This window comes from Enterobacter sp. 168J2 (assembly GCF_034107265.1).
Classification (GTDB): domain Bacteria; phylum Pseudomonadota; class Gammaproteobacteria; order Enterobacterales; family Enterobacteriaceae; genus Enterobacter; species Enterobacter nematophilus.
This window is the reverse complement of sequence record NZ_JAWNEB010000012.1, coordinates 95,776-116,376: the sequence shown is the minus strand read 5'-3', so window position 1 is coordinate 116,376 and position 20,601 is coordinate 95,776. Positions and strand designations below refer to the sequence as shown.

Below are 20,601 nucleotides of genomic sequence, written 5' to 3'. Positions count from 1 at the left end.
ATGCAACCGCATTAATGTAGCGCAAAGAAAATTGCGCCGCACTTCAGCCTATTACCAGCCCAGACTGAAACGTCTATACTCGCTTCAATTGGCCGCCACAACGGCGAAAGGATGCAAAACTATTATGGCTCACTCACATTTATTAGCAGAAAGAATTTCCCGCCTCAGCAGCGCGCTGGAGAAAGGCCTTTACGAGCGTAGCCACGCCATTCGCCTTTGCCTGCTGGCGGCGTTGAGCGGTGAAAGCGTGTTTCTGCTGGGACCGCCGGGCATTGCCAAGAGTCTGATCGCACGCCGCCTGAAGTTCGCTTTTCAGAACGCCCGCGCATTTGAATATTTGATGACGCGCTTCTCCACCCCTGAAGAAGTTTTCGGCCCGCTTTCTATTCAGGCTCTGAAGGACGAGGGGCGCTATGAGCGTCTGACGGCGGGCTATCTTCCGGAAGCGGAAATCGTCTTTCTCGATGAGATCTGGAAAGCCGGCCCGGCCATTCTGAACACCCTGCTGACGGCGATTAACGAACGTCGGTTCCGCAACGGGGCCAGTGAAGAGAAAATTCCCATGCGCCTGCTGGTGGCCGCGTCAAACGAACTGCCCGAAGCCGACAGCAGCCTGGAAGCGCTGTATGACCGTATGCTGATCCGCCTGTGGCTGGATAAAGTACAGGACAAATCCAACTTCCGCTCCATGCTGGTGAGCCAGCAGGATGAGAACGAAAACCCGGTGGCGCCGTCACTGCAGGTGACGGACGAGGAGTACAATCAGTGGCAGGATGAGATCGGCAAAATTAAACTGCCTGATGCCGTCTTTGAACTGATTTTCATGCTGCGCCAGCAGCTTGATTCCCTGCCTTCCGCTCCGTATGTCTCGGACCGTCGCTGGAAAAAAGCGATCCGTCTGCTCCAGGCCAGCGCGCTGTTTAGCGGTCGCGACGCGGTCGCCCCTATCGATCTGATCCTGCTAAAAGACTGCCTCTGGCACGACGCGGAAGGCATGAACCTGATGCTGCAGCAGCTGGACGTTTTGATGACCGGGCACGCCTGGGGGCAGCAGGCGATGCTCAACCATCTGGGGGCGATTGCCCAACGGCGCATACAGCTCCAGCAGCAGCAAAGCGATAAAACCGCGCTAAAAGTGAATCGACTGGGCGGCATGTTCGCCCGCAAACCGCATTACGAGCTACCCGCCGATCTGACCGGCACGACGCTGACGCTGCTGCTCCAGCAGCCGCTCAAGCTGCATGATATGCAGGTGGTGCACATTACGATTGAGCGCGAGCCGCTGGCGCAGTGGCTGGATAAGGGCGGGGAGATCCGCGGCAAGCTCAACGGCATCGGTTTCGCGCAGCCGCTGAATATGGAAGTGGACAGCAGTCAGCATCTGGTGATCCGCGACGTCAGCCTTCAGGGATCGCGTCTTGCGCTACCCGGCACCGCCTCGGACAGCGTGCCGGAAGAGATTAAACAGCAGCTGGAAGCGCTGGATACCGAATGGCATCAGCAGCATACCCGCTTCAGCGAGCAGCAAAAATGCCTCTTTATTCATAGCGACTGGCTAGGCCGTATTGAAGCCAGCCTGCAGGACGTCAGCGCGCAGATCAAACAGGCGCGTCAATGCTAACGCTGGACACGCTCAATGTCATGCTGGCGGTTAGCGAGGAAGGGCTGATCGAAGAGGTCGTTATTACCCTGCTTGCCACGCCGCAGCTGGCGGCTTTTTTTGAAAAATTCCCAAAGCTCAAAAAGGCGATGACGGACGATCTCCCGCGCTGGCGCGACAACCTGCGGCAGCGGTTTAAGGAGACGGAAGTCCCGCCCGAACTGACGGAGGAAGTCGCAGCCTATCAGCAGTGTCAGCGGCTATCGACGCCGCAGTTTATCGTCCAGATCCCGCAAACCCTGACGCTGCTCGATAAAGTCCATTCTCCGTTTGCCAGCCAGGCCAGAACGCTGGTCACGGAAAATGCCACCTTTACCCCGGCGCTGCATACCCTCTTCCTGCAGCGCTGGCGCCTGAGTCTGGTCGTCCAGGCCACCACGCTGAACCAGCAGCTGCTGGATGAAGAGCGCGAGCAGCTGCTCAGCGAAGTCCAGGAACGCATGACGCTGAGCGGCCAGCTCGAAGAGGTGCTGGTAGAAAATGAAAACGCCGCCGGCCGCCTCTGGGACATGAGCGCCGGGCAGCTGCGGCGCGGGGATTATCAGCTGATCGTGAAGTACGGCGACTTTCTGACCCAGCAGCCGGAGCTGATGAAGCTTGCGGAACAGCTGGGTCGGTCCAGGGAGGCCAAATCGGTCCCAAAGAAGGATGCACCGATGGAAACCTTCCGCACCCTGGTACGCGAACCGGCCACCGTGCCGGAACAGGTCGACGGACTCCAGCAAAGCGACGACATCCTGCGCCTGCTGCCCACGGAGCTAAGCACGCTGGGAATGACCGAACTGGAGTATGAGTTTTACCGTCGGCTGGTGGAAAAGCAGTTACTCACCTACCGGCTGCACGGCGAAGCCTGGCGCGAGAAGCTCAGCCAGCGCCCGGTCGTTCATCAGGATTTTGATGAACAGCCGCGCGGGCCGTTTATTGTTTGCGTGGATACGTCCGGCTCAATGGGCGGCTTTAACGAGCAGTGTGCAAAGGCGTTCTGTCTGGCGCTGATGCGCGTGGCGCTCGCCGATCGCCGTCGCTGCTTTATCATGCTCTTCTCCAGCGAAGTCGTGGGCTATGAGCTGACGAACCAGCAGGGCATCGAGCAGGCCATCCGCTTTTTAAGCCAGCGTTTTCGCGGCGGCACCGATCTGGCCAGCTGTTTTCGCAGCATTGTAGAGCGTATGCAGGGCGGCGACTGGTACGACGCTGACGCGGTGGTGATTTCAGATTTCATTGCCCAGCGGCTGCCGGATGATGTGGTAAATAAAGTGAAAGAGCTGCAGCGGGTGCATCAGCACCGTTTCCATGCCGTTGCGATGTCCGCACATGGAAAACCCGGCATCATGCGCATCTTCGATCATATCTGGCGCTTTGATACCGGGTTGCGTAGCCGCCTGCTCAGACGCTGGCGGCGTTAATTAAAGAAGAGAATCGACGCTTTCACGAACCTGCTGCGGCCAGACCCCACACTGCACCTGACCGATATGGGACAGCTGCAGCAGCAGCATGGTCAGACGGGACTGCCCGATACCGCCGCCGATGGTCTGCGGCATTTCACCGCGCAGCAGCGCCTGATGCCACTCCAGCTTCAGACGATCTTCATCACCGGTCAACGCCAGCTGGCGCTTCAGCGCGTCTGCATCCACGCGGATCCCCATAGAAGAGAGTTCAAACGCATCTTCCAGAACCGGGTTCCAGACCAGAATATCGCCGTTCAGACCGGCATATTCGCTTTCGCCCGCGGTGCTCCAGTCATCATAATCCGGCGCACGAACGTCGTGACGTTTGCCATCAGACAGTTTGCCGCCGATGCCGATCAGGAAAACGGCACCTAACTCTTTGGCAATTGCTCGCTCACGGCCTTTGGCATCAAGATCCGGGAAGCGGCTCAGCAGTTCCTGGCTGTGGACAAAGTGGATCGTATCCGGCAGGAACGGTACCAGACCAAACTCTTTGCTCACGGCCGCTTCGGTCGCTTTGATCCCGGCGTAGATCGCCTCAACGGTGGATTTCAGCGTGCCGACGTGGCGCTCGCCATCTCCCATTACGCGCTCCCAGTCCCACTGGTCAACGTAGACAGAGTGAATTGGAGTGAGACGGTCTTCATCGGGGCGAAGGGCTTTCATGTGCGTGTAGAGCCCTTCGCCCGCGCTGAAGTCGTGTTGTCCCAGGGTTTGACGCTTCCACTTCGCCAGGGAATGAACCACTTCGAACTGTGCGTCTGGCAGTGTTTTCACTTTCACCTGTACCGCTTTTTCGCATCCAGACAGGTTATCCTGCGTCCCGTCACCCACGCGGCTAAGGATCGGCGCCTGAACTTCAATAAGACCAAGCTTCTCTTCCAGCTGGCGGGAAAAATGGGATTTTACGAAACTGATCTGGCGTTGTTTTGCGATGTAAGCGGTTTTCATTATTTATACTCCTGCGTCCTGTTGGTAATGATTAAGCAACATAACCGGCACTTAATTCAATAACCCATCAACAAAAAGCCGACTTCACTTTTGATTCGTTAAAATAAGACGCTAGAATAGACATATTCATTAATCTTCATAAGAAAAAGCTATGGAAAATTATCAGATCGACAATCTGGACCGCGGCATTCTGGAGGCCTTAATGGCCAATGCCCGTACAGCCTACGCCGAACTGGCGAAACAGTTTGGCGTCAGCCCGGGAACCATTCACGTTCGCGTAGAGAAGATGAAGCAGGCAGGGATCATTACCGGCGCGCGCATTGACGTCAGCCCGAAGCAACTGGGTTACGACGTCTGCTGCTTCATCGGCATTATTCTTAAAAGCGCAAAAGACTACCCCTCCGCCCTGGCAAAGCTGAACGCGCTCGATGAAGTCACCGAGGCGTACTACACCACCGGGCACTACAGCATCTTTATAAAGGTGATGTGCCGATCCATTGATGCCCTCCAGCAGGTACTTATCAACAAGATCCAAACAATCGATGAAATTCAGTCCACCGAGACGCTGATCTCCCTGCAAAACCCGATCATGCGTACCATCCGCCCGTGATCGGGCAATTTCATTCCCACATTTTCCACAGGTAGATCCCAGCTCGTTCACAGCGTACAATGATCCCCTCTTTATCTGAGCGAGCGATCAATGGCGGACATTACCCTTATCAGCGGCAGCACCCTTGGCGGTGCGGAATACGTAGCGGAACATCTGGCTGAGAAGCTGGAAGATGCAGGCTTTTCGACAGAAACCTTGCACGGGCCGCTGCTTGAAGATCTCCCGGCTGACGGGGTCTGGCTGCTGATCACCTCCACGCACGGCGCGGGCGATCTGCCGGATAACCTGCAACCTTTATATGACGAACTGCTGGAACAACAGCCCGACCTGTCAAACGTCCGTTTTGGCGCGGTGGGGATCGGCAGTCGTGAATATGACACCTTTTGCGGGGCGATAGAGAAAGTCGAAGCCGCTGTTACCGCTTGCGGAGCAAAACAGCTGGGTGAAACGCTCAAGATCAACATCCTCGATCATGACATTCCGGAAGATCCGGCCGAGATCTGGTTGGGTGAATGGAAAAATTTACTCAAAAACGATTAAAGATCGCGCGAACAGATGTGGATAACTCTGGTTAAAAGCTCGTATTAACCCGTAGTTATCCAAAGAACAACCGTAGCGTCGTTTTTGCCCTGTGTATAAAGTCGCGATCTGATCCCAGCTTATACGGTCCAGGATCACCGATCATTCACAGCAAACGATCCTTCCTAACTGCATGATCTTATTCGCGGGTTCGGACTTATCCACACGGGTTTGCGATCCTAATAAGAGATCACAATAGAACAGATCTCTAAATAAAAAGATCTTCTTTTTAATAGCCCAGGATCCCAATGCTTTCTCGAAAGACTAAAGTTGAGTAGAATCCACGGCCCGGGCTTCAATCCATTTTCATACCGCTTTACGCGAGGCAGACCACCATGTTTTATCAGGATCCTTTTGACGTCATCATCATTGGCGGGGGTCACGCAGGCACTGAGGCCGCAATGGCCGCAGCGCGAATGGGTCAGCAGACCCTGCTTTTGACACACAATATCGACACGCTGGGACAAATGTCCTGTAATCCGGCGATTGGCGGCATTGGGAAAGGACACCTGGTAAAAGAAGTGGATGCACTTGGCGGCCTGATGGCGAAAGCGATCGATCGGGCTGGCATCCAGTTTAGGATACTAAACGCAAGTAAAGGCCCCGCTGTTCGTGCCACCCGTGCACAGGCAGACCGCGTGCTTTACCGTCAGGCCGTGCGCACCGCGCTGGAGAACCAGCCGAACCTGATGATCTTCCAGCAGGCGGTAGAAGATCTTATCGTTGAAAACGATCGCGTCGTGGGCGCCGTGACCCAGATGGGCCTCAAGTTCCGCGCCAAAGCCGTGGTGCTGACCGTTGGGACATTCCTGGACGGCAAAATTCATATTGGTCTGGACAACTACAGCGGTGGCCGCGCTGGCGATCCGCCATCCATTCCGCTGTCTCGTCGTCTGCGTGAACTGCCGCTGCGCGTCAGCCGTCTGAAAACCGGCACGCCGCCGCGTATCGATGCGCGCACCATTGATTTCAGCGTACTGGCTCAACAGCACGGTGATAACCCAATGCCGGTCTTCTCGTTTATGGGCAACGCGGCGCAGCATCCGCAGCAGGTGCCGTGCTACATCACGCATACCAACGAAAAAACCCATGACGTGATCCGCAATAACCTCGATCGCAGCCCCATGTACGCTGGCGTGATCGAAGGGATCGGCCCACGTTACTGCCCGTCGATCGAAGACAAAGTGATGCGCTTTGCCGATCGTAACCAGCACCAGATCTTCCTGGAGCCGGAAGGGCTGACCTCGAACGAAATTTACCCGAACGGCATTTCCACCAGCCTGCCGTTCGACGTGCAGATGCAGATTGTTCGCTCAATGCAGGGGATGGAGAATGCGAAAATCGTTCGCCCTGGCTACGCTATTGAGTACGATTTCTTCGACCCGCGTGACCTGAAGCCGACCCTGGAGAGCAAATTCATCCACGGTCTGTTCTTCGCGGGCCAGATTAACGGCACCACCGGCTACGAAGAAGCCGCAGCGCAGGGTCTGCTGGCCGGCCTGAACGCTGCCCGCTTCTCTGCCGAGAAAGAGGGCTGGGCGCCGGCACGTTCTCAGGCCTATCTGGGCGTGCTGGTCGACGATCTCTGCACCCTGGGCACCAAAGAACCGTACCGTATGTTTACCTCTCGCGCGGAATATCGCCTGATGCTGCGCGAGGACAACGCCGACCTGCGTCTGACCGAGATGGGCCGCGAGCTGGGTCTGGTGGATGACGAACGCTGGGCGCGCTTCAACGAGAAGCTGGAGCGCATTGAACAGGAACGTCAGCGCCTGAAAACCACGTGGGTAAACCCACAGGCGGAAACCGCTGCCGAAGTGAACGCTCACTTAACAGCGCCGCTGTCGCGTGAAGCCAGCGGCGAAGATCTGCTTCGTCGCCCTGAGGTGACCTATGAGAATCTGGTGAAACTCACCGCGTTCGCGCCGGGTCTTGAAGACGCGGAAGCCGCTGAACAGGTCGAAATTCAGGTGAAGTACGAAGGCTACATTGCGCGTCAGCAGGATGAGATCGAAAAACAGCAGCGCAACGAAAACACGCTGCTGCCGGAAATGCTGGACTACCGTCAGGTGACGGGCCTGTCCAACGAAGTGATCGCCAAGCTGAACGATCACAAACCGGTGTCGATTGGCCAGGCCTCCCGTATCTCCGGCGTCACGCCTGCCGCGATTTCGATTCTGCTGGTGTGGCTGAAAAAGCAAGGTATGCTGCGCCGCAGCGCCTAATTGCAGTCGTCTTGGCGGGTGGCGCTTTGCTTACCCGCCCTACATCGTTCGTAGGCCCGGTAAGCGTTAGCGCCACCGGGCAAATTGTTTCTAAACAGGTATTCACCGTGCTTAATAAACTCTCTCGTCTGCTGGATCAGGCAGGTATTTCGCTCACCGATCACCAGAAAAACCAGCTGGTGGGGTATGTCGATATGCTGAACAAATGGAATAAAGCGTACAACCTGACGTCTGTGCGCGACCCCAACGAGATGCTGGTACGCCATATTCTCGACAGCATCGTGGTCGCGCCATATCTGAACGGTGAGCGTTTTATCGACGTGGGGACGGGTCCTGGTTTGCCTGGCGTTCCGCTGTCGATTGTCCGACCTGAGAGCCATTTCACGCTGCTGGACAGCCTGGGCAAGCGCGTGCGCTTTTTACGTCAGGTTCAGCATGAACTGAAGCTGGATAACATCACGCCCGTACAGAGCAGGGTAGAGGAGTTTCCGGCAGAGCCGCCGTTTGACGGCGTTATCAGCCGCGCGTTTGCTTCGCTCAATGACATGGTGAGCTGGTGTAAGCATCTGCCGGCAGAGGATGGCCGTTTTTATGCGCTGAAAGGACAGCTGCCCGGTGATGAAATTGAACAGCTTCCGGACGGTTTTAGCGTTGAAACCATCGAGAAATTAAACGTTCCTCAGCTCGACGGTGAACGTCATCTGGTGATAATTAAGCCAAACAATTTTTAAAAAATTAATAAAAAATGTGGAATTTGTGCTGTTCTGAGCATGTTAAAAAACAGCACAACTCACAGGGATTTACCAGAGAGCGTTTAACCGCTTTTTTACCAGGGATTTTCTTGCGGTTAACCTCAAGCCGATTATTCACCGCGAAGATAGTCAACTATGAAAATATCAGCCTGCTAAAAGTGGAAGTCTGTAACCAGAACGCAATGTTAATTATTTATTAAGAATGTCAATAAAAGGTTTTTATTGTGTACGGGGCTGTTTTGAAAATAGTTGCGATATTTTGTGTTTAATTTCAGAAAGATAATCCTGGGTGATTTACGGCTTTGATAAATACAACCTTATCGCAAATGTGTGTTTTGTGATCTCGTGCACGCTTTGTAGTCAACGTTTTCGCGCTGTTTGCAGTTTTGCTCGAAGGTCGATGCTTTCTACGAAAGTTAAAAAATAGCGGTGGGGAAAAATATTTAAACATTTATTCACCTTTTCGCTACTTAATGTTTGAAATCACGGGTACGCACCGTATAATTTGTCCGCTTTTTGATGCTTGACTCTGAGCCTTAAAGGACGTTTTATACGACACGCGGCATACCTCGAAGGGAGCAGGAGTAAAAACGTGATGTCTGTGTCGCTCTTGAGTAGAAACGTTGCTCGTAAGCTTCTGTTCATTCAGTTTCTGGCTGTGATAGCAAGTGGACTGCTGTTTAGCCTCAAAGACCCCTTCTGGGGCATCTCCGCCGTGTGCGGGGGTTTGGCGGTCGTGCTGCCAAACGTGTTGTTTATGATTTTTGCCTGGCGTCATCAGGCGCATACACCCGCCAAAGGCCGCGTGGCCTGGTCCTTCGCCCTTGGCGAAGTGTGTAAGGTGTTGCTGACCTTTGCTCTACTGGTGATGGCGCTGGCGGTTTTGAAAGTGGTATTCATACCGCTGATAGCAACGTGGGTTTTGGTGCTGGTGGTACAAGTTCTGGCTCCAGCTGTAATCAATAACAAAGGGTAAAAGGCATCATGGCTTCAGAAAATATGACGCCGCAGGATTACATAGGTCACCATCTGAATAACCTTCAGCTGGACCTGCGTACATTCTCGCTGGTGGATCCACATAACCCCCCGGCCACCTTCTGGACGATCAACATCGACTCCATGTTCTTCTCGGTGGTTTTGGGTCTTCTGTTCCTGGCCATGTTCCGCAGCGTTGCTAAAAAAGCGACCAGCGGTGTTCCAGGGAAATTCCAGACGTTCGTTGAGATGATCATCGGCTTCGTCCATGGCAGCGTGAAAGACATGTACCATGGTAAGAGCAAGCTGATTGCTCCGCTGGCCCTGACCGTGTTCGTTTGGGTCTTCCTGATGAACCTGATGGACCTGCTGCCAATTGACCTGCTGCCGTTCATCGGCGAGCACATCTTCGGCCTGCCTGCGCTGCGTGTTGTACCGTCTGCGGATGTGAACATCACCCTGTCGATGGCGCTGGGCGTGTTTATCCTGATTCTTTTCTACAGCATCAAAATGAAAGGCGTAAGCGGCTTTGTGAAAGAGCTTACCTTGCAGCCGTTCAACCACTGGGCGTTTATTCCGGTCAACCTGATCCTGGAAGGCGTTAGCCTGCTGTCCAAACCTGTTTCACTGGGTCTGCGACTGTTCGGCAACATGTATGCGGGTGAGCTGATTTTCATTCTGATCGCGGGTCTTCTGCCGTGGTGGTCACAGTGGGTTCTGAATGTGCCGTGGGCCATTTTCCACATCCTGATCATTACGCTGCAAGCCTTTATCTTCATGGTTCTGACGATCGTCTATCTGTCGATGGCGTCTGAAGAGCACTGATTTTTTACCAACACTACTACGTTTTAATTGAAACAAACTGGAGACTGTCATGGAAAACCTGAATATGGATCTGCTGTACATGGCTGCCGCTGTGATGATGGGTCTGGCGGCTATCGGTGCTGCGATCGGTATCGGCATCCTCGGAGGTAAATTCCTGGAAGGCGCAGCGCGTCAACCTGATCTGATTCCTCTGCTGCGTACTCAGTTCTTTATCGTTATGGGTCTGGTGGATGCAATCCCAATGATCGCTGTAGGTCTGGGTCTGTACGTGATGTTTGCTGTCGCGTAGTAGTTGTTTTAAAACCCCAAGCCACAGAAATTTAAGAGGTATTGTGCTGTGAACATGAACGCAACAATCCTCGGCCAGGCCATCGCGTTTATTCTCTTTGTCTGGTTCTGCATGAAGTATGTATGGCCGCCTTTAATGGCTGCCATCGAAAAACGTCAGAAAGAAATTGCTGACGGTCTGGCTTCCGCAGAACGCGCTAAGAAAGATTTGGACCTTGCACAGGCCAACGCGACAGACCAGCTGAAAAAAGCGAAAGCTGAAGCTCAGGTAATCATTGAACAGGCTAACAAGCGCCGTTCTCAGATCCTGGACGAAGCTAAAGCTGAAGCAGAACAGGAACGTACTAAGATCGTGACACAGGCTCAGGCTGAAATTGAAGCTGAGCGTAAACGTGCTCGTGAAGAACTGCGTAAGCAGGTTGCGATTCTGGCTGTTGCTGGCGCCGAGAAGATCATCGAACGTTCCGTGGATGAAGCTGCTAACAGCGACATCGTGGACAAACTTGTCGCTGAACTGTAAGGAGGGAGGGGCTGATGTCTGAATTTGTTACGGTAGCTCGCCCCTACGCCAAAGCAGCTTTTGACTTTGCTGTCGAACACCAAAATGTCGATCGCTGGCAGAACATGCTGGCGTTTGCCGCTGAGGTGACGAAAAACGAACAAATGGCCGAGTTGCTTTCCGGTGCGTTAGCACCTGAAACCCTCGCCGCGTCGTTTATCGCCGTGTGCGGAGAGCAACTGGATGCCAACGGCCAGAACCTGATTAAGGTGATGGCGGAAAATGGTCGTCTCCGTGTGCTCCCGGATGTTCTCGAGCAGTTTGAGCACTTACGTGCCCTTAGTGAAGCAACTGCAGAAGTCGAAGTGACTTCCGCGACTGAACTGAGTGACGAACAGCTTGCGAAAATCACCGCCGCGATGGAAAAACGTCTGTCACGCAAAGTTAAGCTGAATTGCAAAATCGATAAGTCTGTAATGGCAGGCGTAATCATCCGCTCGGGTGATATGGTCATTGATGGCAGCGTACGCGGCCGTCTTGAGCGCCTTGCAGACGTCTTGCAGTCTTAAGGGGACTGGAGCATGCAACTGAATTCCACCGAAATCAGCGAACTGATCAAGCAGCGCATTGCTCAGTTCAGTGTTGTGAGTGAAGCTCACAACGAAGGTACTATTGTTTCTGTAAGTGACGGTGTTATCCGCATCCACGGCCTGGCCGATTGTATGCAGGGTGAGATGATTTCTCTGCCGGGTAACCGTTACGCTATCGCACTGAACCTGGAGCGCGACTCCGTAGGTGCAGTTGTGATGGGTCCATACGCTGACCTCGCCGAAGGCATGAAGGTTAAGTGTACTGGCCGTATTCTGGAAGTGCCGGTTGGCCGTGGCCTGCTGGGTCGCGTTGTTAACACCCTGGGTGCGCCAATCGACGGTAAAGGTCCGGTTGAGCACGATGGCTTCTCCCCAATCGAAGTTATCGCACCAGGCGTTATCGACCGTCAGTCCGTTGATCAGCCAGTGCAGACTGGTTATAAGTCCGTTGATGCCATGATCCCAATCGGTCGTGGTCAGCGTGAACTGATCATCGGTGACCGTCAGACCGGTAAAACCGCGATGGCAATCGACGCCATCATCAACCAGCGTGACTCCGGCATCAAATGTGTGTACGTGGCTATCGGCCAGAAAGCGTCCACCATTTCTAACGTGGTTCGTAAACTGGAAGAGCACGGCGCGCTGTCTAACACCATCGTTGTTGTGGCTACCGCTTCTGAATCTGCTGCACTGCAATACCTGGCGCCATACGCCGGTTGCGCAATGGGCGAATACTTCCGTGACCGCGGTGAAGATGCGCTGATCGTATACGATGACCTGTCTAAACAGGCTGTTGCTTATCGTCAGGTTTCCCTGCTGCTCCGTCGTCCACCTGGACGTGAAGCATTCCCTGGCGACGTATTCTACCTCCACTCTCGTCTGCTGGAGCGTGCTTCCCGCGTTAACGCGGAATACGTCGAGAACTTCACCAAAGGTGAAGTGAAGGGTAAAACAGGTTCTCTGACCGCTCTGCCGATCATTGAAACCCAGGCGGGTGACGTTTCTGCGTTCGTTCCGACCAACGTAATCTCCATTACCGATGGTCAGATCTTCCTGGAAACCAACCTGTTTAACTCCGGTATTCGTCCGGCGGTTAACCCGGGTATCTCCGTATCCCGTGTGGGTGGTGCTGCTCAGACCAAGATCATCAAGAAACTGTCCGGTGGTATCCGTACCGCGCTGGCACAGTATCGTGAACTGGCTGCGTTCTCTCAGTTCGCATCAGATCTGGACGAAGCAACCCGTAAACAGCTGAGCCACGGTCAGAAAGTGACCGAGCTGCTGAAGCAGAAACAGTACGCTCCAATGTCTGTTGCTCAGCAGGGCCTGGTGCTGTTCGCGGCTGAACGCGGTTACCTCGAAGATGTGGAACTGGCGAAAATCGGTAGCTTCGAAGCCGCTCTGCTGGCTTACGTCGACCGTGATCACGCTCCGCTGATGCAAGAGATCAACCAGACCGGTGGCTATAACGACGAAATCGAAGGCAAGCTGAAAGCTATCCTCGATTCCTTCAAAGCAACCCAATCCTGGTAATCGTCCGGCGGCTTGTCTCAGGGCAAGCCGCCTGGCATTGAGGAGAAGCTCATGGCCGGCGCAAAAGAGATACGTAGTAAGATCGCAAGCGTCCAGAACACGCAAAAGATCACTAAAGCGATGGAGATGGTCGCCGCTTCCAAAATGCGTAAATCGCAGGATCGCATGGCGGCCAGCCGTCCTTATGCAGAGACCATGCGCAAAGTGATTGGTCACCTTGCAAACGGTAATCTGGAATATAAGCACCCTTACCTGGAAGAACGCGACGTTAAGCGCGTGGGCTACCTGGTGGTGTCGACTGACCGTGGTCTGTGTGGCGGCTTGAACATTAACCTGTTCAAAAAACTGCTGGCGGATATGAAAGGCTGGTCTGATAAAGGCGTTCAGTGCGATCTGGCACTGATTGGCTCTAAAGGCGTCTCTTTCTTTAACTCCGTTGGTGGCAACATTGTCGCTCAGGTGACTGGTATGGGTGATAACCCGTCCCTGTCCGAACTGATCGGCCCGGTTAAAGTGATGTTGCAGGCCTACGATGAAGGCCGCCTGGACAGACTGTACGTTGTCAGCAACAAATTCATTAACACCATGTCTCAGGTTCCAACGCTCACTCAGATGCTGCCGTTACCGGCATCAGAAGATGACGAGCTGAAGCAGAAAGCCTGGGATTACCTGTATGAACCCGATCCGAAACCGCTGCTGGATACCCTGCTGCGTCGTTACCTTGAATCTCAGGTTTATCAGGGCGTTGTAGAAAACCTGGCCAGCGAGCAGGCCGCACGAATGGTGGCGATGAAAGCCGCGACCGATAATGGCGGCAGCCTGATTAAAGAGCTGCAGTTGGTTTACAACAAAGCTCGTCAGGCCAGCATTACTCAGGAACTCACCGAGATCGTCTCGGGGGCCGCCGCGGTTTAACCAGGTTTACGAATTACGTAGAGGATTCAAGATGGCTACTGGAAAGATTGTCCAGGTAATCGGCGCCGTGGTGGACGTCGAGTTCCCTCAGGACGCCGTACCACGCGTGTACGACGCGCTTGAGGTACAGAATGGTAACGAGAGCCTGGTGCTGGAAGTTCAGCAGCAGCTCGGCGGCGGTATCGTGCGTACCATCGCGATGGGTTCTTCCGACGGTCTGCGTCGTGGTCTGGAAGTTAAAGACCTTGAGCACCCGATCGAAGTCCCGGTAGGTAAAGCAACACTGGGTCGTATCATGAACGTATTGGGTCAGCCAATCGACATGAAAGGCGACATCGGTGAAGAAGAGCGTTGGGCTATCCACCGCGCGGCACCTTCCTACGAAGAGCTGTCCAGCTCTCAGGAACTGCTGGAAACCGGTATCAAAGTTATCGACCTGATGTGTCCGTTTGCGAAGGGCGGTAAAGTTGGTCTGTTCGGTGGTGCGGGTGTAGGTAAAACCGTAAACATGATGGAGCTGATCCGTAACATCGCGATCGAACACTCCGGTTACTCCGTGTTTGCGGGCGTAGGTGAACGTACTCGTGAGGGTAACGACTTCTACCACGAAATGACCGACTCCAACGTTCTGGACAAAGTATCCCTGGTTTACGGCCAGATGAACGAGCCACCAGGAAACCGTCTGCGCGTTGCGCTGACTGGCCTGACTATGGCTGAGAAATTCCGTGACGAAGGCCGTGACGTTCTGCTGTTCGTTGATAACATCTATCGTTACACCCTGGCCGGTACGGAAGTATCTGCACTGCTGGGTCGTATGCCTTCAGCGGTAGGCTACCAGCCGACCCTGGCGGAAGAGATGGGTGTTCTTCAGGAACGTATCACCTCTACCAAAACCGGTTCTATCACCTCCGTTCAGGCGGTATACGTACCTGCGGATGACTTGACTGACCCATCTCCAGCAACCACCTTTGCGCACTTAGACGCAACCGTGGTACTGAGCCGTCAGATCGCGTCTCTGGGTATCTACCCGGCCGTTGACCCGCTGGACTCCACCAGCCGTCAGCTGGATCCACTGGTTGTTGGTCAGGAACACTACGACACCGCGCGTGGCGTACAGTCCCTGCTGCAGCGTTACCAGGAACTGAAAGACATCATCGCCATCCTGGGTATGGATGAACTGTCTGAAGAAGACAAACTGGTGGTAGCACGTGCGCGTAAGATCCAGCGCTTCCTGTCCCAGCCGTTCTTCGTTGCGGAAGTATTCACCGGTTCTCCGGGTAAATACGTTTCCCTGAAAGACACCATCCGTGGCTTTAAAGGCATCATGGAAGGCGAATACGATCACCTGCCAGAGCAGGCGTTCTACATGGTTGGTTCCATCGAAGAAGCCGTGGAAAAAGCCAAAAAACTTTAACGCCTTAATCGGAGGGTGATATGGCAATGACTTACCACCTGGACGTCGTCAGCGCAGAGCAACAAATGTTCTCTGGTCTGGTCGAGAAAATCCAGGTAACGGGCAGTGAAGGTGAACTGGGTATTTTCCCGGGTCACGCACCGCTGCTCACCGCCATTAAGCCTGGTATGATCCGCATCGTTAAACAGTTCGGTCACGAAGAGTTTATCTATCTGTCCGGCGGCATTCTTGAAGTGCAGCCTGGCAGTGTGACCGTTCTGGCCGATACCGCTATTCGTGGCCAGGATCTCGACGAAGCGCGAGCCCTGGAATCGAAGCGTAAGGCTGAAGAGCACATTAGCAGCTCTCATGGTGACGTGGATTACGCTCAGGCGTCTGCGGAGCTGGCCAAAGCGATCGCGAAACTGCGCGTTATCGAGTTGACCAAAAAAGCGATGTAACACCGGCTTGAAAAGCACAAAAGCCAGTCTGGACACCAGGCTGGCTTTTTTTTTCATCCTTAATTCATGATGAAAAAGATGTAGAATTTTAGGCATCAAACGTTTTTACTTCTCACTCAAACTACCGTCAGGATGCGTATGTCAAACAGTGCGATGAGCGTGGTGATCCTTGCCGCAGGCAAAGGTACCCGCATGTATTCCGATCTGCCTAAAGTGCTTCACACGCTGGCAGGAAAGCCAATGGTGCAGCATGTCATTGATGCAGCGAATGAACTGGGTGCCCGTCAGGTTCACCTGGTCTACGGCCACGGTGGCGATCTGCTTAAAAAGACGCTGAGCGATGACGCGCTCAACTGGGTGCTTCAGGCTGAACAGTTGGGTACCGGTCATGCGATGCAGCAGGCGGCGCCGTTCTTTGCCGATGACGAAGACATTCTGATGCTTTACGGCGACGTTCCGCTGATTTCCGTTGAAACGCTGACTCGCCTGCGTGCAGCCAAGCCGCAGGGCGGCATCGGTTTATTAACCGTTGTGCTGGACGATCCAACGGGCTATGGCCGTATCACGCGTGAAAACGGCAACGTAACGGGTATTGTTGAACATAAAGATGCCAGCGATGAGCAGCGCAAGATTCAGGAGATCAACACCGGCATCCTGATTGCCAATGGCGCGGACATGAAGCGCTGGCTCTCTCAGCTCAACAATAACAACGCGCAGGGTGAGTACTACATCACCGACATCATTGCGATGGCGTACCACGAAGGCCGTGAGATCGCCGCCGTTCATCCGGCGCGCATCAGCGAAACGGACGGCGTGAACAACCGCCTGCAGCTTTCCCGTCTTGAGCGTATTTATCAGTCCGAGCAGGCCGAAAAGCTGCTGCTGGCAGGCGTGATGCTGCGCGATCCGGCGCGTTTCGATTTGCGCGGCACCGTGTCTCACGGGCGCGACGTTGAGATCGATACTAACGTTATTCTTGAAGGCAACGTTACGCTGGGCAACCGCGTCAAAATTGGCGCCGGCTGCGTGATTAAAAACAGCGTCATCGGTGACGGCTGCGAAATCAGCCCTTACAGCGTGGTGGAAGATGCTCACCTTGAAGCTGCGTGTACCATCGGCCCGTTTGCGCGTCTGCGCCCGGGCGCTGAGCTGCTGGAAGGCGCGCACGTGGGCAACTTCGTGGAAATGAAAAAAGCGCGTCTGGGTAAAGGCTCGAAAGCCGGTCATTTGACCTATCTGGGCGACGCGGAAATTGGCGACAACGTGAACATTGGTGCAGGGACCATTACCTGTAACTATGACGGCGCCAATAAGTTTAAAACCATCATCGGTGATGACGTGTTTGTTGGTTCGGACACGCAGCTGGTGGCGCCTGTTACCGTGGGTAACGGTGTGACCATCGCCGCCGGCACGACCGTCACGCGCGACGTAGCGGATAACGAGCTGGTGTTAAGCCGCGTTCCGCAGGTACACAAGCAGGGCTGGAAACGCCCGGTGAAGAAGAAGTAACAACAATATACACCCCTCACCCTGACCCTCTCCCCATAGGGGAGAGGGGGACTGAACGGTGCGGTTTTCACCCTCGCCCCTTTGGGAAGAGGGTCGGGATGAGAGGATAATATAATCCTCCCCCCACAGGCAGTACCCATAAAAATAACCCCACTCTCTACAAGGCTCGGGGTGCCCGTAAAGGGCAAATACAGGTCAGCGACAACGCATGGCATAACGCCATAATCAGGAAATCTTACTATGTGTGGAATTGTTGGCGCAGTTGCGCAGCGTGATATTGCTGAAATCCTTCTCGAAGGTTTACGTCGTCTGGAATACCGTGGTTACGACTCTGCCGGTCTGGCTGTCGTGGATGCAGAAGGGCATATGACCCGCCTGCGTCGCCTCGGTAAAGTGCAGATGCTGGCTCAGGCCGCGGAAGAACATCCGCTGCACGGTGGTACCGGTATCGCGCACACCCGCTGGGCGACGCACGGTGAACCGTCTGAAGGTAACGCGCACCCGCATGTGTCTGAACACATCGTGGTGGTGCATAACGGCATTATCGAAAACCACGAACCGCTGCGCGAAGAGCTGAAAGCGCGCGGCTATACCTTCGTCTCTGAAACTGACACCGAAGTGATTGCTCACCTGGTGCACTGGGAGCTGGCACAGGGCGGTACGCTGCGTGATGCGGTGCTGCGCGCTATCCCTCAGCTGCGCGGTGCGTACGGCACGGTGATCATGGACTCCCGCGATCCGTCGACCCTGCTGGCCGCGCGTTCCGGTAGCCCGATGGTTATCGGTCTGGGCATGGGTGAAAACTTTATCGCCTCCGATCAGCTGGCACTCCTGCCGGTCACCCGTCGCTTTATCTTCCTGGAAGAAGGGGATATAGCGGAAGTGACGCGCCGCAGCGTGACCGTCTTCGATACCAAAGGCGAGCAGGTGAAGCGTCAGGAGATCGAATCTAACCTGCAGTACGACGCGGGCGATAAAGGCGCTTACCGTCACTACATGCAGAAAGAGATCTACGAGCAGCCTAACGCCATCAAAAACACCCTGACCGGGCGCATCAGCCACGGCGAGGTGGACCTGAGCGAGCTGGGGGCAAACGCCAACGAGCTGCTCGGCAAGGTTGAGCATATTCAGATCGTGGCCTGCGGCACCTCTTATAACTCCGGTATGGTCTCTCGTTACTGGTTTGAATCCCTGGCGGGCGTGCCATGCGACGTGGAAATCGCGTCTGAATTCCGCTATCGCAAATCTGCGGTGCGTCGTAACAGCCTGATGATTACCCTTTCCCAGTCCGGCGAAACGGCGGATACGCTGGCAGCGCTGCGTCTGTCTAAAGAACTGGGTTACCTGGGCTCGCTGGCCATCTGTAACGTCCCGGGCTCATCCCTGGTGCGTGAATCCGATCTGGCGCTGATGACCAAAGCGGGTACCGAAATCGGCGTGGCCTCCACCAAAGCGTTTACCACTCAGCTGACCGTTCTGCTGATGCTGGTGGCGAAGCTGGCGCGTCTGAAAGGCGAAGATGCTTCCGTTGAGCACGACATCGTTCATGGCCTGCAGGCCCTGCCAAGCCGTATTGAGCAGATGCTCTCCCAGGACAAACGCATTGAAGCGCTGGCGGAAGATTTCTCTGACAAACATCACGCCCTGTTCCTGGGTCGTGGCGATCAGTATCCAATTGCGCTGGAAGGCGCGCTGAAGCTGAAAGAGATCTCCTACATCCACGCGGAAGCCTACGCGGCGGGCGAGCTGAAACATGGCCCGCTGGCGCTGATTGATGCAGATATGCCGGTTATCGTTGTGGCACCTAACAACGAACTGCTGGAAAAACTGAAATCCAACATCGAAGAAGTGCGCGCCCGCGGCGGCGTACTGTACGTCTTCGCCGACAAAGATGCCGGTTTCGCCAGCAGCGACAATATGCACATCATCGAGATGCCGCACGTTGAAGAGGTGATTGCACCGATCTTCTACACCGTTCCGCTGCAGCTTCTGGCGTATCACGTGGCGCTGATCAAAGGCACAGACGTTGACCAGCCGCGTAACCTGGCGAAATCCGTTACCGTAGAATAATCCTTCCAGGCTCCACCATCAGGTGGAGCCTTTTTAATGACAATCTGTCATTTTCAGCTATTTTTTCAGTGTCACATAAAGAAAATATTTCTGAAATCCTGCCGTCATGTTCTGGATTAACTTATTGATAAATATATACAGTTTTGTTTTTCTTTAAGTGAAATTTTCATTGTCATAAAACTGTCATAATTCGTACATTTATCTGTCACCTGTTTGTCCTATTTTGCTCATCGTAGCCACTTAAACAATGATTTACGAAATCCTTGCAGGAGACATTATGAAAGTTATGCGTACCACTGTCGCAACTGTTGTCGCCGCGACCTTATCTCTGAGCGCTTTCTCTGCTTTTGCAGCAGCAAGCCTGACTGGCGCTGGTGCAACCTTCCCTGCGCCGGTGTATGCCAAATGGGCGGATACCTACCAGAAAGAAACCGGCAACAAGGTTAACTATCAGGGTATCGGCTCCTCCGGTGGCGTAAAACAAATTACCGCGAATACCGTTGATTTCGGCGCATCAGACGCTCCGCTGTCTGACGAGAAACTGAATCAGGAAGGCCTGTTCCAGTTCCCGACCGTGATCGGCGGTGTGGTTCTGGCCATCAACCTGCCGGGCGTGAAGTCTGGTGAGCTGGTGCTGGACGGCAAAACCCTGGGCGATATCTACCTGGGTAAAATCAAAAAATGGGATGATGAAGCGATCGCTAAACTCAACCCAGGCCTGAAGCTGCCTTCGCAGAACATCGCCGTGGTTCGCCGCGCGGATGGTTCCGGCACCTCCTTCGTCTTCACCAGCTATCTGGCGAAAGTGAACGAAGAGTGGAAATCTAAAGTCGGCTCCGGCTCTACCGTTAACTGGCCAACCGGTCTGGGCGGTAAAGGTAACGACGGTATCGCCGCGTTCGTACAGCGTCTGCCTGGCTCCATCGGTTACGTAGAATACGCTTACGCTAAGCAGAACAACCTGGCTTACACCAAGCTGGTTTCTGCTGACGGCAAACCGGTTAGCCCAACCGAAGAGAACTTCGCTAATGCCGCGAAAGGCGCTGACTGGAGCAAATCCTTCGCACAGGATCTGACTAACCAGAAAGGCGACAACGCGTGGCCAATCACTTCTACAACGTTCATTCTGATTCACAAAGATCAGAAGAAACCAGAACAAGGTACTGAAGTGCTGAAGTTCTTTGACTGGGCATACAAAAACGGCGGCAAACAGGCTAATGACCTGGATTACGCCAGCCTGCCGGACAGCGTGGTTGAGCAGATTCGTGCTGCATGGAAAACCAACGTGAAAGACAGCAGCGGTAAAGCATTGTATTAA

Annotated in this window: 19 protein-coding genes; 18 read left to right on the top strand and 1 reads right to left on the bottom strand. The window is 54.3% G+C overall.

Translation table 11 applies throughout. From position 1 onward, the window contains the following. Positions 1-124 precede the first annotated feature (124 nt). Together ravA and viaA are read left to right on the top strand one after the other, a co-directional pair. The gene (gene ravA, locus USG84_RS21335; RefSeq protein WP_253540104.1) at positions 125-1,621 is read left to right on the top strand and encodes an ATPase RavA; all 1,497 of its coding nucleotides are present in this window, start codon (positions 125-127) and stop codon (positions 1,619-1,621) included. Continuing rightward, positions 1,615-3,066: an ATPase RavA stimulator ViaA gene (viaA, locus tag USG84_RS21330; RefSeq protein WP_253540107.1), complete on the top strand. Its 1,452-nt coding sequence runs from the start codon at positions 1,615-1,617 to the stop codon at positions 3,064-3,066. Before ravA ends, viaA begins: the two co-directional genes overlap by 7 nt. Here viaA and asnA read toward each other — a convergent pair whose 3' ends face one another. Continuing rightward, a complete protein-coding gene (gene asnA / locus USG84_RS21325; RefSeq protein WP_320738451.1) occupies positions 3,067-4,059 on the bottom strand; it encodes an aspartate--ammonia ligase in 993 nt (330 codons plus the stop codon). Between the two features lie 151 nt (positions 4,060-4,210). Here asnA and asnC point away from each other — a divergent pair, with 151 nt between their 5' ends. From asnC to pstS, 16 genes are all read left to right on the top strand, one after another. Beyond that, on the top strand, positions 4,211-4,669 hold the full coding sequence (gene asnC / locus USG84_RS21320) for a transcriptional regulator AsnC (protein ID WP_008500198.1): 459 nt from the start codon (positions 4,211-4,213) through the stop codon (positions 4,667-4,669). Between the two features lie 90 nt (positions 4,670-4,759). Then, complete coding sequence (gene mioC / locus USG84_RS21315) at positions 4,760-5,209, top strand: FMN-binding protein MioC (protein WP_061096730.1); 450 nt, start codon at positions 4,760-4,762, stop codon at positions 5,207-5,209. A gap of 374 nt (positions 5,210-5,583) precedes the next feature. Beyond that, entirely contained in the window at positions 5,584-7,473 is a 1,890-nt protein-coding gene (mnmG, locus tag USG84_RS21310; protein WP_032644275.1) for a tRNA uridine-5-carboxymethylaminomethyl(34) synthesis enzyme MnmG, read from the top strand. 107 nt (positions 7,474-7,580) lie between these two features. Next, the gene (gene rsmG / locus USG84_RS21305; protein ID WP_061096729.1) at positions 7,581-8,204 is read left to right on the top strand and encodes a 16S rRNA (guanine(527)-N(7))-methyltransferase RsmG; all 624 of its coding nucleotides are present in this window, start codon (positions 7,581-7,583) and stop codon (positions 8,202-8,204) included. A gap of 616 nt (positions 8,205-8,820) precedes the next feature. Further along, the gene (atpI, locus tag USG84_RS21300) at positions 8,821-9,201 is read left to right on the top strand and encodes a F0F1 ATP synthase subunit I (RefSeq protein WP_151412341.1); all 381 of its coding nucleotides are present in this window, start codon (positions 8,821-8,823) and stop codon (positions 9,199-9,201) included. Between the two features lie 8 nt (positions 9,202-9,209). Beyond that, positions 9,210-10,025 carry a F0F1 ATP synthase subunit A gene (atpB, locus tag USG84_RS21295; RefSeq protein WP_028014916.1) on the top strand — a complete coding sequence of 272 codons (816 nt, stop codon included), beginning with the start codon at positions 9,210-9,212 and terminating at the stop codon, positions 10,023-10,025. A 49-nt stretch (positions 10,026-10,074) separates the two neighbouring features. Next, entirely contained in the window at positions 10,075-10,314 is a 240-nt protein-coding gene (gene atpE, locus USG84_RS21290; protein ID WP_000429386.1) for a F0F1 ATP synthase subunit C, read from the top strand. A gap of 48 nt (positions 10,315-10,362) precedes the next feature. Continuing rightward, complete coding sequence (atpF, locus tag USG84_RS21285) at positions 10,363-10,833, top strand: F0F1 ATP synthase subunit B (RefSeq protein WP_003862370.1); 471 nt, start codon at positions 10,363-10,365, stop codon at positions 10,831-10,833. A gap of 14 nt (positions 10,834-10,847) precedes the next feature. Next, a complete protein-coding gene (gene atpH / locus USG84_RS21280) occupies positions 10,848-11,381 on the top strand; it encodes a F0F1 ATP synthase subunit delta (RefSeq protein WP_003862369.1) in 534 nt (177 codons plus the stop codon). Positions 11,382-11,393: 12 nt separating this feature from the next. Then, positions 11,394-12,935 carry a F0F1 ATP synthase subunit alpha gene (gene atpA / locus USG84_RS21275; RefSeq protein WP_006808751.1) on the top strand — a complete coding sequence of 514 codons (1,542 nt, stop codon included), beginning with the start codon at positions 11,394-11,396 and terminating at the stop codon, positions 12,933-12,935. A 51-nt stretch (positions 12,936-12,986) separates the two neighbouring features. After that, complete coding sequence (gene atpG / locus USG84_RS21270) at positions 12,987-13,850, top strand: F0F1 ATP synthase subunit gamma (RefSeq protein ID WP_320738450.1); 864 nt, start codon at positions 12,987-12,989, stop codon at positions 13,848-13,850. 31 nt (positions 13,851-13,881) lie between these two features. Next, complete coding sequence (gene atpD / locus USG84_RS21265) at positions 13,882-15,264, top strand: F0F1 ATP synthase subunit beta (RefSeq protein ID WP_003862362.1); 1,383 nt, start codon at positions 13,882-13,884, stop codon at positions 15,262-15,264. A 20-nt stretch (positions 15,265-15,284) separates the two neighbouring features. Next, on the top strand, positions 15,285-15,704 hold the full coding sequence (locus USG84_RS21260) for a F0F1 ATP synthase subunit epsilon (RefSeq protein WP_006177560.1): 420 nt from the start codon (positions 15,285-15,287) through the stop codon (positions 15,702-15,704). A 138-nt stretch (positions 15,705-15,842) separates the two neighbouring features. Continuing rightward, positions 15,843-17,213 carry a bifunctional UDP-N-acetylglucosamine diphosphorylase/glucosamine-1-phosphate N-acetyltransferase GlmU gene (glmU, locus tag USG84_RS21255; protein WP_151412282.1) on the top strand — a complete coding sequence of 457 codons (1,371 nt, stop codon included), beginning with the start codon at positions 15,843-15,845 and terminating at the stop codon, positions 17,211-17,213. A 240-nt stretch (positions 17,214-17,453) separates the two neighbouring features. After that, the gene (glmS, locus tag USG84_RS21250) at positions 17,454-19,283 is read left to right on the top strand and encodes a glutamine--fructose-6-phosphate transaminase (isomerizing) (RefSeq protein ID WP_028014918.1); all 1,830 of its coding nucleotides are present in this window, start codon (positions 17,454-17,456) and stop codon (positions 19,281-19,283) included. A 277-nt stretch (positions 19,284-19,560) separates the two neighbouring features. Next, positions 19,561-20,601 (top strand): phosphate ABC transporter substrate-binding protein PstS, encoded by a 1,041-nt coding sequence (gene pstS / locus USG84_RS21245; protein WP_061096726.1) that lies wholly within the window; start codon positions 19,561-19,563, stop codon positions 20,599-20,601.